At 60.0% G+C, this 16160-nt stretch carries 12 protein-coding genes; all 12 read left to right on the plus strand.

Translation table 11 applies throughout. From position 1 onward, the window contains the following. The first annotated feature begins 192 nt into the window (after positions 1-192). The 12 genes from AC3ZVB_RS06340 to mdoH all read left to right on the plus strand — a co-directional run bounded on the left by AC3ZVB_RS06340 (position 193) and on the right by mdoH (position 16153). A complete protein-coding gene (locus AC3ZVB_RS06340) occupies positions 193-1665 on the plus strand; it encodes a purine-cytosine permease family protein (RefSeq protein WP_490146096.1) in 1473 nt (490 codons plus the stop codon). A gap of 69 nt (positions 1666-1734) precedes the next feature. Next, the gene (locus tag AC3ZVB_RS06345) at positions 1735-2703 is read left to right on the plus strand and encodes an ABC transporter substrate-binding protein (RefSeq protein ID WP_162439994.1); all 969 of its coding nucleotides are present in this window, start codon (positions 1735-1737) and stop codon (positions 2701-2703) included. A gap of 70 nt (positions 2704-2773) precedes the next feature. Next, complete coding sequence (locus AC3ZVB_RS06350) at positions 2774-3625, plus strand: ABC transporter permease (protein ID WP_490146097.1); 852 nt, start codon at positions 2774-2776, stop codon at positions 3623-3625. After that, positions 3622-4452 carry a quaternary amine ABC transporter ATP-binding protein gene (locus AC3ZVB_RS06355; protein WP_194691688.1) on the plus strand — a complete coding sequence of 277 codons (831 nt, stop codon included), beginning with the start codon at positions 3622-3624 and terminating at the stop codon, positions 4450-4452. Before AC3ZVB_RS06350 ends, AC3ZVB_RS06355 begins: the two co-directional genes overlap by 4 nt. A 73-nt stretch (positions 4453-4525) precedes the next feature. Beyond that, the gene (hutH, locus tag AC3ZVB_RS06360) at positions 4526-6049 is read left to right on the plus strand and encodes a histidine ammonia-lyase (RefSeq protein ID WP_490146098.1); all 1524 of its coding nucleotides are present in this window, start codon (positions 4526-4528) and stop codon (positions 6047-6049) included. A 134-nt stretch (positions 6050-6183) separates the two neighbouring features. Further along, on the plus strand, positions 6184-7716 hold the full coding sequence (hutH, locus tag AC3ZVB_RS06365) for a histidine ammonia-lyase (protein WP_490146099.1): 1533 nt from the start codon (positions 6184-6186) through the stop codon (positions 7714-7716). A 101-nt stretch (positions 7717-7817) separates the two neighbouring features. Further along, entirely contained in the window at positions 7818-9023 is a 1206-nt protein-coding gene (hutI, locus tag AC3ZVB_RS06370) for an imidazolonepropionase (protein ID WP_490146100.1), read from the plus strand. Positions 9024-9033: 10 nt separating this feature from the next. Next, positions 9034-9837: an N-formylglutamate deformylase gene (hutG, locus tag AC3ZVB_RS06375; protein WP_490146101.1), complete on the plus strand. Its 804-nt coding sequence runs from the start codon at positions 9034-9036 to the stop codon at positions 9835-9837. Between the two features lie 201 nt (positions 9838-10038). After that, positions 10039-11010, plus strand: coding sequence for a prolyl aminopeptidase (gene pip, locus AC3ZVB_RS06380; protein ID WP_162440001.1), 972 nt, complete (start codon positions 10039-10041; stop codon positions 11008-11010). Further along, positions 11007-11444 (plus strand): D-aminoacyl-tRNA deacylase, encoded by a 438-nt coding sequence (dtd, locus tag AC3ZVB_RS06385; RefSeq protein WP_162440002.1) that lies wholly within the window; start codon positions 11007-11009, stop codon positions 11442-11444. The genes pip and dtd overlap by 4 nt, the downstream gene beginning before the upstream one ends. A gap of 322 nt (positions 11445-11766) precedes the next feature. Next, positions 11767-13590, plus strand: coding sequence for a glucan biosynthesis protein G (locus tag AC3ZVB_RS06390; protein ID WP_490146102.1), 1824 nt, complete (start codon positions 11767-11769; stop codon positions 13588-13590). After that, positions 13583-16153 (plus strand): glucans biosynthesis glucosyltransferase MdoH, encoded by a 2571-nt coding sequence (gene mdoH, locus AC3ZVB_RS06395; RefSeq protein ID WP_162440004.1) that lies wholly within the window; start codon positions 13583-13585, stop codon positions 16151-16153. The genes AC3ZVB_RS06390 and mdoH overlap by 8 nt, the downstream gene beginning before the upstream one ends. Positions 16154-16160 lie beyond the last annotated feature (7 nt).

The raw sequence follows: 16160 nt of genomic DNA on the forward strand, positions 1-16160 counted from the left end.
GATCGACTGCGCCAAGGAACAAGGCCTGAACCTGCCGATGATCACCGGTAAATAAACGCAGGACACTGTAGGAGCTGCCGAAGGCTGCGATCTTTTGATCTTGATCTTCAGAAAAGATCGCAGCCTCGTTTCACTCGACAGCTCCTACAGGGACCACACCAACCCAGAATAACAATCCACAGAGGTTGAATCATGGCTGTAAACAACGATCGTGCAGGCAACAAACCGTTGATCGAGAAACGTTCGATCGACTACATCCCGGAAGCGGAAAGACACGGTCGTCTATTGAGTCAGTTCACCCTGTGGATGGGGGCCAACCTGCAAATCACTGCGATTGTCACCGGGGCCTTGGCCGTGGTGCTGGGTGGTGATGTGTTCTGGTCGTTGATCGGTCTGTTGATCGGTCAACTGCTGGGGGGCGGGGTGATGGCGTTGCATGCGGCGCAAGGGCCCAAGCTTGGCCTGCCACAGATGATTTCCAGCCGGGTACAGTTCGGTGTTTATGGCGCGGCCATCCCGATCGTACTGGTCTGCTTGATGTACCTCGGTTTCACTGCCACGGGCACCGTACTTTCCGGCCAGGCGCTGGGCCAGTTGTTCGGCGTCAGCGACAGCGTCGGTATCCTCATTTTTGCCAGTGTCATCGTGCTGGTCACGGTGCTCGGCTATCGGGTGATCCATTGGATTGGCCGCGTCGCCAGTGTCATTGGCGTGATTGCTTTCGTTTTCCTGTTCAGCCGTCTCATGAGCCAGACGGACGTTGGCGCACTGCTGGAAATCCGCCACTTCAGCTGGAGCAGCTTCCTGCTGGCTGTATCACTCGCGGCGTCCTGGCAGATCGCCTTCGGCCCTTACGTGGCTGACTATTCGCGCTACCTTCCAAGCAAGACTTCCTCGGTGAAGACCTTTTTCGCCGCTGGCGCGGGTTCGGTCATTGGCGCACAGGTGGCAATGATCCTCGGCGTGTTCGCCGCTGCATCGGCCAACGGCCAGTTCGTCGGTCACGAAGTCGCCTACATCGTGGGTCTGGGCGGGACCGGTGCCACCGCCGCGCTGCTGTACTTCAGCATCGCCTTCGGCAAGGTCACCATCTCCACGCTCAATTCCTACGGCAGCTTCATGTGCATTGCGACCATCATCAGCGGCTTCCGTGGTGAGCTGAAGGTCACGCCCTTGCAGCGCCTGGTCTTCGTGCTGGTCATTGTAGGAACCGCGACCCTGATTGCCTTGCTCGGCCAGCACTCGTTCCTCGGTGCATTCAAGTCCTTCATCCTGTTCCTGCTGGCGTTCTTTACGCCATGGAGCGCGATCAACCTGGTGGACTACTACTGCATCACTCGCGAGCGTTATGACGTGCCAGCCCTGTCCGATCCGAAAGGTCGCTACGGCCGTTGGAACCCATTGGGTATCAGCGTCTATGTTTTCGGTGTACTGGTGCAGCTACCGTTCATCTCCACCAAGTTCTATACCGGTCCGCTGGTAGCGGCCCTGGGTGATGTGGATATCTCCTGGATCATTGGTCTGGTGCTTCCTGCAGCCCTGTATTACGTGTGTGCGAAAAAATGGCACGGCTCAGTGCCCGATCAACTGATTTTGCCGGTCGAGCAGGACAGTGTTGTACAACCAGTAACGAGCGGGGCCAGTCGCGCTGCGGCGCGGGCCTGATTGGACGAGGACAGGGCTGGATGCCTCTTGACTGCCGTAAGCCAACTCATGATTAGGAGCGTCACAACAATGAAATCGAACAAGACCCTGCTGACTACATTGATTTCCATGGGCCTGCTCGCCAGCGCCGGCGCCAGCCAGGCAGCCGGTTGGTGCGAATCCGGTAAACCGGTGAAGTTCGCCGGCCTCAACTGGGAAAGCGGCATGCTCCTGACCGACGTGCTGCAAGTCGTGTTGGAGAAAGGCTACGACTGCAAGACCGACAGCTTGCCAGGCAACTCCATCACCATGGAAAACGCCCTGAGCAGCAACGACATTCAAGTCTTCGCCGAAGAATGGGTGGGGCGTAGTGAAGTCTGGAACAAGGCCGAGAAGGCCGGCAAGGTCGTCGGTGTGGGCGCTCCGATTACGGGCGCTGTCGAAGGCTGGTACGTACCGCGCTACGTGATCGAAGGCGATGCCAATCGCAAGCTGGAAGCCAAGGCGCCTGACCTTAAAAACATTGCTGATCTGGCCAAGTACGCCAGCGTGTTCAAGGATCAGGAAGAACCGTCCAAAGGCCGTTTCTACAACTGCCCGGCCGGCTGGACCTGTGAGCTGGACAACAGCGAGATGCTGAAGAGCTACGGCCTGGAAAGCACCTACACCAACTTCCGCCCAGGCACCGGCCCGGCGCTGGATGCAGCGGTGCTGTCGAGCTACAAGCGTGGCGAGCCGATCCTGTTCTACTACTGGTCGCCGACGCCGCTGATGGGGCAGGTCGACCTGGTCAAGCTTGAAGAGAAACCGGGCGTGGACAAGAGCGTGACCATCAAGGTCGGCCTGTCCAAAACCTTCCACGACGAGGCCCCGGAACTGGTGGCCGTGCTGGAAAAGGTCAACCTGCCGATCGACCTGCTGAACCAGAACCTGGGGCGCATGGCGAAGGAGCGGATTGCTTCGCCGAAGCTGGCGAAAATCTTCCTCAAGGAACATCCTGAAGTCTGGCATGCGTGGGTAAGCGAAGACGCAGCCAAGAAGATCGACGCGGCTTTGTAGGTCCAGCTTCTTCGACTGCCGGCGACGGCAGTCGGGTGCTGTATCGCAACCCCTTGATTGAGAGTCTCTTATGTTTCCCGAAAGCTTTACCTTTTCCATCGCCGACTGGGTCAACGGTTGGGTCGATTCGCTGGTGACCAATTACGGCGATGTGTTCCGACACATCTCAGACACCCTGTTGTGGGCCATCGTCAACCTTGAAGGCCTGCTGCGTGCGGCGCCCTGGTGGCTGATGCTGGCAATCGTTGCAGGTGTGGCCTGGCACGCGACCCGCAAGATCGTGACCACCGCTGTCATTGTCGGCTTGTTGTTCCTGGTGGGGGCGGTTGGCCTCTGGGACAAGCTGATGCAGACGCTCGCTCTGATGATGGTCGCGACGGTGATTTCGGTGCTGATCGGCATTCCGCTGGGCATCCTCTCGGCGCGCAGCAATCGCCTGCGTTCGGTACTGATGCCGTTGCTCGACATCATGCAGACCATGCCAAGTTTCGTGTACCTGATCCCGGTACTGATGCTGTTCGGCCTGGGCAAGGTGCCGGCGATTTTCGCGACCGTGATTTACGCCGCGCCGCCGCTGATCCGCCTGACCGATCTGGGCATTCGCCAGGTCGACGGAGAAGTGATGGAGGCCATCAACGCCTTCAGTGCCAACCGCTGGCAACAACTGTTCGGCGTGCAACTGCCGCTGGCCCTGCCAAGCATCATGGCCGGGATCAACCAGACCACCATGATGGCCCTGTCGATGGTGGTGATTGCCTCGATGATCGGTGCCCGTGGCCTGGGTGAAGATGTGTTGGTGGGGATTCAGACCCTCAACGTTGGACGAGGCCTGGAAGCCGGTCTGGCGATCGTGATTCTGGCAGTGGTCATCGACCGCATTACTCAGGCGTATGGTCGGCCACGGCATGAGGTGAGCAAATGAGCAACGAAGCCATCAGCAAGATCGAAGTCAAAAACGTCTTCAAGATTTTCGGCAACCGTTCCAAGGATGCGCTGGCCATGGTTGGCCAAGGCAAGACCAAGGATCAGGTGCTTTCCGAAACCGGCTGCGTGGTGGGTGTGAACGACTTGTCGTTGAGCATCGGTACCGGTGAGATTTTCGTGATCATGGGCCTCTCGGGCTCCGGCAAGTCGACGCTGGTTCGCCACTTCAATCGCCTGATCGATCCCACCAGCGGCGCGATCCTGGTGGACGGCGTGGACATCCTGCAATACGACATGGAAGCCTTGCGCGAATTTCGTCGGCACAAGATCAGCATGGTGTTCCAGAGCTTCGGCCTGCTGCCGCACAAGACCGTGGTGGACAACGTCGCCTACGGCCTGAAAGTGCGCGGCGAGAGCAAGCAGATGTGCACCGAGCGTGCCCTGCACTGGATCAACACCGTGGGCCTCAAAGGCTACGAAAACAAATACCCGCACCAGCTCTCGGGCGGCATGCGCCAGCGTGTGGGCCTGGCCCGCGCCTTGGCGGCGGACACTGACATCATCCTGATGGACGAAGCCTTCAGCGCCCTCGATCCGCTGATCCGTGCGGAGATGCAGGACCAGTTGCTGGAGCTGCAAAAGACCCTGCACAAGACCATCGTTTTCATCACCCACGACCTCGACGAGGCCGTGCGCATCGGCAATCGCATTGCGATCCTCAAGGACGGCCGCCTGATCCAGGTCGGCACGCCGCGCGAGATCCTGCATTCGCCAGCGGATGAGTATGTCGACCGGTTCGTGCAGCGTCGGGCTGCGGTGGTTTAGATCATTTGTGTTGGCTGGGCTGGCCCCATCGCGAGCAGTGAAGCTGCATCAATATTCCGGATTGAGGTCAATGATGTCCCAGGCTGAAAAAATCGTTATCACCGAAGCGCAAGTCACTTGGCAGAACGTCGTCGCCGTCGCTCGGCATGGCGCACAACTTGAACTGTCGGCGCCGATCTGGGCGCGGATCGAGAATGCTCAGGCGATCGTCCAGCGCATCGTCACCAGTGGCGAACGCGCCTATGGCATCAACACCGGCCTGGGCGCGCTGTGCAACGTCTCGCTGCAGGATGAACAGCTCAGCCAGTTGTCGCGCAACACCTTGCTCAGCCACGCCTGTGGCGTTGGCGCGCCGCTGGCCGACGAGCAGACTCGCTCGATCATGTGCGCCGCGGTCATCAACTACAGCCACGGCAAATCCGGCCTGCACCGCCAGGTAGTGGAAGCGCTGCTGGCGTTGCTCAACCGTGGCATCACCCCGCAAGTGCCGTCCCAGGGCTCCGTGGGCTATTTGACCCACATGGCGCACATCGGCATCGCGCTGCTGGGTGTCGGCAATGTCAGCTACCGCGGGCACATCGTCTCCGCGCAGCAGGCCTTGGCGGAAGAAGGGCTGCAACCGGTCAAACTGGGTGCCAAAGATGGTCTGTGCCTGGTCAACGGCACGCCGTGCATGACTGGCCTGAGCTGCCTGGCCATTGCCGACGCCGAGCATCTGTTGCAGTGGGCCGACGTGATTGGTGCCATGAGCTTCGAAGCCCAGCGCGGGCAGATCGACGCTTTTGACGCCGAAATCATCGCGCTCAAGCCGCATCCGGGTATGCAGCAGGTCGGTATCAACCTGCGCGCCTTGCTCGACGGCAGCGAAGTGATTGCCCAGAGCAAAGGCATTCGGACTCAGGACGCCCTGAGCATTCGTTCCATCCCGCAAGTGCACGGCGCCGCGCGTGACCAACTGGTGCACGCGACCCGTCAGATCGAAACCGAACTCAACAGCGCCACCGACAATCCGCTGGTGCTGGGCACTGCGGACAAGTACCGCGTGGTGTCCCAGGCCAACCCGCATGGCCAATCTGTAGCCATGGCGGCGGACCTGCTGGCCATTGCCATGGCGGAGATCGGCTCCATCGCCGAGCGTCGCCTGGATCGCTTGATCAACCCACACGTCAGCGGCCTGCCGGCCTTTCTGGTGGCCAACCCGGGCGTGAACTCCGGGATGATGATCGTGCAATACGTCGCCGCTTCGCTGTGCGCGGAAAACCGCCAACTGGCGCAACCGGCCGTGCTCGATAACTACGTCACCTCCGGCCTGCAGGAAGATCACCTGAGCCTTGGCACCAATGCAGCGCTGAAGCTGCACCGCGCCCTGGAAAACTGTACGCAGATTCTCGCCATCGAGTACTTGCTGGCGGCCCAGGCATTCGAGTTCCTGAAAGAACAGCGCTTTGGTGCTGGCACCGATGCGGCGTGGCGTCTGCTGCGCGAACGTGTCCCGGCTTACGATCAGGATCGCTGGTTGGCGCCGGACATTGCCGCTGCGGCCAGTGTGTTGAAAGAACCGAATTTGCTGCACAAGGCTTTGCCCAATCTGAACTGATTTTTATCCAAAACCAGCGTGCCAAGGCGCCAGCCCCCTCAAAAAGGGGGAAGCGACGGACAACGGACATTTCCGGAGCGTCTGGTCTGCCTCTCTAAACAGAGAGCATTTACAACTCTCAAAAGGAGCACAAAATGACAGCCCTAAACCTGATTCCCGGCCAGCTGAGCCTCGCCCAACTGCGTGATATCTATCAGCAGCCCGTGCAACTGACCCTCGACAGCAGCGCTTCGGCCCAGATCGAAGCCAGTGTCGCGTGCGTGGAACAGATTCTCGCCGAGAACCGTACTGCCTACGGCATCAACACCGGGTTTGGCCTGCTGGCCTCGACCCGCATCGCCAGCGAAGACCTGGAAAACCTGCAGCGCTCGCTGGTGCTGTCCCACGCCGCCGGTGTTGGCGAACCGATCAGCGACGCACTGGTGCGTCTGGTCATGGTGCTCAAGGTCAACAGCCTGAGCCGTGGCTTCTCCGGCATTCGCCGGGTGGTGATCGACGCGTTGATCGCCCTGATCAACGCCGAGGTTTATCCCCACATTCCATTGAAGGGCTCCGTCGGCGCCTCGGGTGATCTGGCGCCGTTGGCGCACATGTCGCTGGTGCTGCTGGGCGAAGGCAAGGCGCGCTACAAAGGCGAATGGCTGGAGGCGAACGAAGCGCTGAAAGTGGCCGGCCTGACCCCGCTGACGTTGGCGGCGAAAGAAGGTCTGGCGCTGCTCAACGGTACTCAGGTGTCCACCGCTTATGCGCTGCGTGGTCTGTTCGAAGGTGAAGACCTGTTCGCTGGTGCTGTTGCGCTGGGTGCGTTGACGGTGGAAGCCGTGCTGGGTTCGCGCTCACCGTTCGACGCCCGTATCCATGCCGCGCGTGGCCAGAAAGGCCAGATCGACGCCGCGGCCGCTTACCGCGATCTGCTCGGCGAGCGCAGCGAAGTGTCCGATTCGCATCAGAACTGCGAGAAGGTTCAGGACCCGTACTCCCTGCGCTGCCAGCCACAAGTCATGGGCGCCTGCCTGACCCAGTTCCGTCAGGCCGCCGAAGTGCTCGCCATCGAAGCCAACGCAGTCTCGGATAATCCGCTGGTGTTCGCGGCTGAAGGCGATGTGATTTCTGGCGGTAACTTCCACGCCGAGCCAGTGGCCATGGCCGCTGACAACATGGCGTTGGCGATCGCGGAAATCGGCTCCCTGAGCGAGCGTCGTATTTCGCTGATGATGGACAAGCACATGTCGCAACTGCCGCCGTTCCTGGTGGCCAATGGCGGCGTGAACTCCGGTTTCATGATCGCCCAGGTGACGGCTGCCGCATTGGCCAGCGAGAACAAGGCATTGTCCCATCCGCATTCCGTGGACAGCTTGCCGACCTCGGCCAACCAGGAAGACCACGTGTCCATGGCGCCCGCTGCAGGCAAGCGTCTGTGGGAGATGGCCGAAAACACCCGCGGTGTTCTTGCGGTGGAATGGCTGGCAGCGTGCCAGGGCCTGGACTTGCGTGAAGGCTTGAAGACTTCGGCGAAGCTGGAAAAAGCACGTGGGATTCTGCGTAAGGAAGTGCCGTTCTATGAGAAAGACCGTTTCTTCGCGCCGGACATTAATGCCGCGACTGAGTTGTTGGCGACGCGTTGCTTGAACGAGCTGGTGTCGACCAAGCTTTTGCCTAGCCTGTGATGGACTCATCGCCAGCAGGCTGGCTCCCACAGAGGTACGCATTCCAACTGTGGGAGCCAGCCTGCTGGCGATTCTATTTTGAATACTGTGGAGACTAAGGGATGAAAACTCTCTGGCAACACTGCCACGTCGCAACCATGGCGCAAGGCGTCTACTCGATCATCGAGGACGCGGCCATCGTGACGTCCGGTGCGCACATTGAGTGGGTTGGCCCGCGCAGCGAATTGCCGTCCGGCGAGTACCCGGCGGTCAACGATTTGAAAGGGGCCTGGGTTACACCGGGCCTGATCGACTGCCACACCCACACGGTGTTCGGCGGTAACCGCAGCGGCGAATTCGAACAGCGTCTGCAAGGCGTCAGCTACTCGGAAATCGCCGCCAAAGGGGGGGGGATCGCCAGCACCGTTCGCGCCACCCGCGCCGCAACCGAAGACGAACTGTTCGCCAGCGCCGCCAAGCGTCTGAAAAGCCTGATGCGCGATGGCGTCACCAGCATCGAAATCAAATCCGGCTACGGCCTGAACCTGGACAACGAGCGCAAGATGCTGCGCGTGGCCCGGCGCCTTGGCGCCGAACTGCCGGTCAGCGTGCGCACCACCTGCCTGGCCGCTCACGCCCTGCCGCCGGAATACGTGGATCGCGCCGACGCCTACATCGATCACATCTGTGCCGATATGCTTCCGGCGCTGGCTGCCGAAGGTTTGGTGGATGCGGTGGATGCCTTCTGCGAATACCTGGCGTTTTCTCCGGAGCAGGTCGAGCGGGTATTCATTGCCGCACAGGAACTCGGATTGCCGGTGAAGCTGCATGCCGAACAACTATCGTCGCTGCATGGCTCGAGTCTGGCCGCGCGGTACCACGCCCTGTCTGCCGATCATCTGGAATTCATGACCGAAGACGATGCCATCGCCATGGCGAAGTCCGGCACCGTCGCGGTACTGCTGCCGGGGGCGTTCTACTTCCTGCGTGAAACCCAGTTGCCACCAATGGACGCCTTGCGCAAACACGGTGTGAAAATCGCCATTGCCAGCGATCTGAACCCCGGCACTTCGCCTGGGCTGTCGCTGCGCCTGATGCTGAACATGGCCTGCACCTGTTTCCGCATGACCCCGGAAGAAGCCCTGGCCGGCGCGACAATTCATGCCGCCAGCGCTTTGGGTATGGCGGACACCCACGGTTCGCTGGAGGTCGGCAAGGTTGCGGACTTTGTTGCCTGGCAAATCGATCGTCCTGCCGACCTTTCGTACTGGCTGGGCGGTGATCTGGAAAAACGCGTCGTGCGTCACGGCGTCGAAACGAGCGTTTAGGAGAACAGTTGTGGATAAGGTTCTGAACTTCAAACAAGGCCGTGTGCCGCTGCTGATCAGCATGCCTCACGCCGGCTTGCGCCTGACACCTGCGGTCGAAGCCGGGTTGATCCCCGATGCGCGCAGCTTGCCGGACACCGACTGGCACATCCCCACGCTTTATGAATTTGCCGCTGAACTGGGTGCCAGTACCCTGGCTGCCGAGTACTCGCGATTTGTCATCGACCTGAACCGTCCGTCCGATGACAAGCCTTTATATGCGGGTGCCACGACCGGTCTGTATCCCGCGACGCTGTTCGACGGCATTCCGTTGTTCCGTGAAGGCATGGAGCCGTCGGCGGCAGAGCGGGCGACCTACCTGGAGCAGATCTGGACGCCGTATCACAGCACCTTGCAGAACGAGCTGGCTCGACTCAAAGCCGAATTCGGCTATGCATTGCTGTTCGATGCGCATTCGATTCGCTCGATCATCCCGCACCTGTTCGACGGCAAGCTGCCGGACTTCAACCTGGGCACCTTCAATGGTGCCAGTTGCGATGCGCAATTGGCGTCGCAGCTGGAGGCGATCTGTGCGCGCCACGGCGAGTACAGCCATGTGCTGAACGGCCGCTTCAAGGGCGGCCATATCACCCGAAACTACGGCAACCCGGCCGAGAACATTCATGCGGTGCAGCTTGAACTGGGGCAGTGCACGTACATGGAAGAGTTCGAGCCGTTCCGTTACCGGCCTGATCTCGCGGCACCGACTCAGGTGGTGCTGAAGGAATTGTTGCAAGGATTGCTGGCGTGGGGTCAGGCGCGTTATCGAGGCTAAAACGTGTAGGAGCGAGCTTGCTCGCGATGGACGTTAACGATAACGGGGGGCACTTGGATGAATATGTACCCTCACGTTTTTCGCGAGCAAGCTCGCTCCTACACAGGACATGCTCATTCACGTAATTCGGGTTTATGATGCCTCACGGCAGAATAATAGTAGTCCCCCCAGGGATGACCTCGACCCCTTACGGAGCGCGCAATGCAGACTTTGTACCCGCAGATCAAACCCCACGCCCGGCACGATCTGGCCGTCGATGAAACCCACACACTCTACGTTGACGAAAGCGGTTCACCGGAAGGTTTGCCGGTGGTGTTCATCCACGGCGGTCCCGGCGCCGGATGTGATGCCCAGAGCCGTCGTTACTTCGATCCGAACCTGTATCGCATTGTCACCTTCGACCAGCGCGGCTGCGGTCGCTCCACGCCCCACGCCAGCCTGGAAAACAACACCACCTGGGATCTGGTCGCCGATCTTGAGCGAATCCGTAAACACCTGGGTATCGAGAAATGGGTACTGTTCGGCGGTTCCTGGGGTTCGACGCTGGCGCTGGCTTACGCGCAGACCCACCCGGAGCGCGTGCACGGTCTGATCCTGCGCGGGATTTTTCTCTGCCGTCCGCAAGAAATCGAGTGGTTCTACCAGGCTGGCGCCAGCCGTCTGTTCCCGGATTACTGGCAGGACTACATCGCGCCGATCCCGATGGACGAGCGCGGCGACTTGCTCACGGCATTCCACAAACGCCTGACCGGCAACGATCAGATCGCCCAGATGCACGCGGCCAAGGCCTGGTCCACATGGGAAGGGCGGACCGCTACCTTGCGTCCGAACCCGCTGGTCGTCGATCGTTTCTCCGAGCCGCAACGCGCCCTGTCGATCGCCCGTATCGAATGCCACTACTTCACCAACAATGCGTTTCTTGAACCGAACCAGCTGATTCGTGACATGGGCAAGATCGCCCACTTGCCTGGCGTGATCGTCCATGGCCGCTACGACGTTATCTGCCCCTTGGATAACGCCTGGGAGTTGCACCAGAACTGGCCCAACAGCGAACTGCAAGTCATCCGTGACGCCGGCCATGCGGCCTCCGAACCTGGCATCACCGATGCACTGGTGCGTGCCGCCGACCTGATGGCGCGGCGTATGCTCGACCTGGCGCCAGAAGAAGCATGAAGGGGTTGTTGCAGCGCGTGCGAGGCGCGCGAGTCGAAGTAGAAGGCGAGGTGGTCGGCGCGGTCGACCAGGGTTTGTTGGTCCTGGTGGCGGTCGAACCCGACGATACGCGGGCCAGCGCCGACAAACTTCTCCATAAGCTGCTTAACTATCGGGTGTTCAGTGACGCTGAAGGCAAAATGAATTTGTCCTTGGCCGATGTCGGTGGCGGGCTGCTGCTGGTCTCTCAGTTCACCCTCGCCGCCGACACACGCAGCGGGTTGCGCCCGGGTTTTTCGACCGCCGCCCCTCCGGCCTTGGGTGAAGAGCTTTTCGACTATCTATTAAACAAAGCGAAACAAGTGCATGGCACTGTGGCATCAGGTAGATTCGGCGCGGATATGCAGGTGCACCTGGTCAATGATGGCCCGGTCACCTTCCTGTTACAGACCTGAAAGCGCTTGAAACAACTTTTTAAGCCCTTTTCGACTGAAAGCAGGGGTTTTTCGCGATAAATACTTTGTTACCCCTGATGCGTTGTAACGCGGCCTGCTAGATAATCGCGCGCTACGGGGATCAGCGTTCGTTGGCCCATTTTTGACTTAGGTAGAGACTTGTCCTGGACCTCTTGGGGAATCATTTTGCCCCATAGGAGTCGGAACAATGCTCGCCAACTTGGCAAGAGTCGTTCGCAGGGTCGGGTTTTCGATACCGTACACCGTGCAGGCACTTTAACTGGCCGTTGGTTTTTTGATCTGTTTTCGGCGAGGGTTGCTCGTGATTGTTAGTCCCTGTAATGCTCCAAAATTGTCTGCCAAACGGTTCCGAAGCGCTCTGGTAGCGGGCTCTGCACTGCTCTGCCTGCTCAGCGCCGGTCAGCTTTGGGCTTTCAGTCTGGATGATGTATCGGCCAAAGCAAAAGAGTTGGCCGGGCAGAAATACGAAGCCCCGCGCAGTAATCTGCCGAACGAATTCCGCGAGATGAAATTCGCGGACTATCAAAAAATTCGTTTCCGCACCGAAAAAGCCGAATGGGCCGATCAAAAAACCCCGTTCAAGCTGTCCTTTTATCACCAGGGTATGCATTTCGATACGCCGGTGAAAATCAACGAAATCACGGCTAATACCGTCGAAGAGATCAAATACGACCCAAGTCGTTTCGATTTCGGCGATGTGAAGTTTGATCCTAAGGCCACTGAACAACTGGGTTATGCCGGTTTCCGTGTGCTGTACCCGATCAACAAAGCCGACAAGCAAGACGAAATCATGACCATGCTGGGCGCGAGCTATTTCCGCGTTGTCGGCAAAGGTCACACCTATGGCTTGTCCGCTCGCGGCATGGCCATCGATACCGCTTTGCCGTCCGGCGAAGAGTTTCCGCGTTTCACCGAATTCTGGATTGAACAGCCGAAGCCGGGCGACAAGCAGCTGGTAATTTTCGCGCTGCTGGATTCGCCGCGAGCGACCGGTGCCTACCGCCTGACCCTGCGTCCAGGCAGCGACACCGTTGTCGACGTCAAGGCGCAAATGTTCCTGCGCGACAAGGTTACCAAGCTGGGTATCGCTCCGCTGACGAGCATGTTCCTCTTCGGTGCCAACCAGCCCTCCAAAGTGCTGAATTACCGTCGCGAGCTGCACGATTCAAGCGGTCTGGCTATCCACGCCGGCAATGGCGAATGGATCTGGCGTCCGCTGAACAACCCTAAACACCTTGCCGTGAGCAACTTCGCAGTCGAAAACCCGCGTGGTTTTGGCTTGCTGCAACGTGGCCGCGACTTCAGCCACTATGAAGACCTGGATGACCGTTACGACAAACGCCCAAGTGCCTGGATCGAGCCAAAAGGCGATTGGGGCAAGGGTTCTGTAGACCTGGTGGAAATCCCGACGGCCGATGAAACCAACGACAACATCGTTGCGTTCTGGAGCCCGGAGAAGCTGCCTGAGCCTGGCCAGCCGCTGGACGTCGCTTATCGCATGCACTGGACCATCGACGAAGCTGCGCTGCACGCACCGGACAGCGCCTGGGTCAGCCAGACCTTGCGCTCCACGGGTGACGTCAAGCAGTCCAACCTGATCCGTCAGCCGGATGGCAGCGTTGCTTACCTGGTGGACTTTGAAGGTCCATCCCTGGCGGCTTTGTCGCCGGATACCGATGTTCGCAGTCAGGTCAGCGTTGGCGATAACGCCGAGCTGGTCGAGAACAGCGTGCGCTACAACCCTGAAACCAAGGGCTGGCGCCTGACGCTGCGCATGAAGATCAAGGATCCGAGCAAGTCCACCGAGATGCGTGCGGCCCTGGTGCAGAACATCGTGCCTGCCGATCTCGCCAAGACGTCGCTCCCGGTCTCCAACTCTTCTGTAGCCAAGGCCGACAAGGTTGCCGCCAAGCAGCAGGAGAAGGCGGACAAGGAAGCTAAAGAAGCCAAGCAGGCAGAGGCCAAACCGGCCGATGCCAAGCCGGCAACGGATACCCAGAACAAGGACAACAAAGACGCCAAGCAGCCTGCAGCTGCCGACGCGGCCCCAGCCACACCGGAATCGGCACCGACTGAACAAGTCCTGACCGAGACCTGGAGCTACCAGTTGCCTGCCGATGAGTAATTCTCAAGTACAGCCGGAGACTCTTGCAGAGTATCTGGCGCATCTGCCGATGACCGACGAGCAGCGCGCGGAACTCGCGGGCTGCCAGTCGTTCAGTGAACTGCATCAACGCCTGTCGTCCTCGACGTTCGACGCACCGAGCGAGGCCGCCCAGGCCTCGGTCGGCAAGCGCCTGACCTTGAGCACCGCTGAAGAACTGCAAGACGCGGAAATGCTGGTGCTGGATGCCAGTGGCCGGGTATGCCTCAAGGCAACCCCGCCGATTCGTCGGACCAAAGTCGTGCCAGAGCCGTGGCGCACCAACATTCTGGTGCGCGGCTGGCGTCGCCTGACCGGTCGCACCAATCCGCCGGCTCCGCCGAAGGATGAACGTGTGCTGCCGGCTGCACGCTGGCGCACGGTGGGATCGATCCGTCGTTACATATTGCTGGTGCTGATGCTTGGCCAGACGATCGTCGCTGGCTGGTACATGAAAGGCATCATGCCGTACCAGGGCTGGTCGTTTGTCGACCTCAACGAAGTGCTGCATCAACCGCTGTTGCAAACGGCCACGCAAGTACTGCCGTATGCACTGCAAACCAGCATCCTGATTCTGTTCGGGATTCTGTTTTGCTGGGTATCGGCCGGTTTCTGGACAGCACTGATGGGCTTCCTCGAGTTGCTCACCGGTCACGATAAATACCGTATCTCCGGTAAAAGTGCTGGCAATGAGCCGATCGCCAAGGACGCGCGCACCGCGTTGGTGATGCCGATCTGCAACGAAGATGTGCCGCGGGTTTTCGCCGGCCTGCGAGCAACGTTCGAGTCGGTAGCCGCCACGGGAGACCTGGACCGCTTCGACTTCTTCGTACTCAGCGACAGTAACGATGCAGACATCTGCGTCGCCGAACAGCAAGCCTGGCTGGACGTCTGCCGTGAAGCAAAAGGCTTCGGCAAGATTTTCTACCGCCGCCGTCGCCGTCGCGTCAAACGCAAAAGCGGCAACCTCGACGACTTCTGCCGTCGCTGGGGCGGTGACTACAAGTACATGGTCGTGCTCGACGCGGACTCCGTGATGAGCGGTGAATGCCTGACCAGTCTGGTGCGCTTGATGGAAGCCACGCCGGACGCCGGGATTATCCAGACCGCGCCGCGTGCATCGGGCATGGACACGCTGTATGCACGCATGCAGCAGTTCGCCACCCGTGTTTACGGCCCGCTTTTTACCGCCGGTCTGCACTTCTGGCAGTTGGGCGAATCCCACTACTGGGGTCACAACGCGATCATCCGCATGAAGCCGTTCATCGAGCATTGCGCCCTGGCGCCATTGCCCGGTAAAGGCGCATTTGCTGGTGCGATCCTGTCCCACGACTTCGTTGAAGCCGCGCTGATGCGCCGTGCCGGCTGGGGCGTGTGGATTGCCTACGATCTGCCGGGTAGCTACGAAGAACTGCCGCCCAACCTGTTGGACGAACTCAAGCGTGACCGTCGTTGGTGCCACGGCAACCTGATGAACTTCCGGTTGTTCCTGGTCAAGGGCATGCACCCGGTTCACCGCGCGGTGTTCCTGACAGGCGTGATGTCTTACCTGTCGGCGCCTCTGTGGTTCTTCTTCCTGGTGCTGTCGACGGCGCTGCTGGCGGTCAACACGCTGATGGAACCGCAGTACTTCATGGAACCCCGGCAGCTCTATCCGCTATGGCCTCAATGGCATCCGGACAAGGCGGTCGCGCTTTTCTCGACCACAGTCGTGCTGTTGTTCCTGCCGAAGCTGTTGAGCATCATCCTGATCTGGGCCAAGGGCGCGAAAGAGTTCGGTGGCAAGTTCAAGGTGACGATGTCGATGCTGCTGGAGATGCTGTTCTCCATGCTGCTGGCGCCGGTGCGGATGATTTTCCACACCCGTTTCGTCCTTGCTGCGTTCCTCGGCTGGGCCGCGACCTGGAACTCGCCACAACGTGACGATGACTCCACGCCGTGGAGCGAAGCGGTAAAACGCCATGGTCCGCAGACCTTGCTGGGCTTCTTCTGGGCGCTGCTGGTGATCTGGCTGAACCCGAGCTTCCTGTGGTGGCTGGTGCCGATCGTCGGTTCGTTGATGTTGTCGATTCCGGTGTCGGTGATTTCCAGTCGTGTCGGCCTGGGCCTCAAGTCCCGTGACGAGAGCCTGTTCCTGATCCCTGAGGAATACAATCCGCCGCAGGCGCTGGTGGCAACGGACCAGTACACTCATGAAAACCGTTATCACGCGCTGAACGACGGCTTCATCCGGTCGGTAGTCGATCCACAGCAGAATGCCTTGGCGTGCTCGCTGGCGACCTCCCGTCACGGTCAGGCCGAGCCGATTGAGTGGCTGCGCGTCGAGCGTGTGCGCCACGCGTTGAAGGTCGGGCCCGCAGGTCTGAACAACAACGAGCGCTTGCAGTTGCTCAGTGACCCTGTGGCATTGGGTCGTCTGCATGAGCAAATCTGGAACGAAGGTCACCCCGAGTGGCTGGAAGCCTGGCGCAAATCGGTGAAAGCCGATCCCCATGCACCGTTGCTCCCGCTCAAACCGCTGAGCGCACAGCCTCAGTTGGCGTGAGCATGGC

The organism is Pseudomonas sp. MDV22-iso1 (assembly GCF_058145095.1).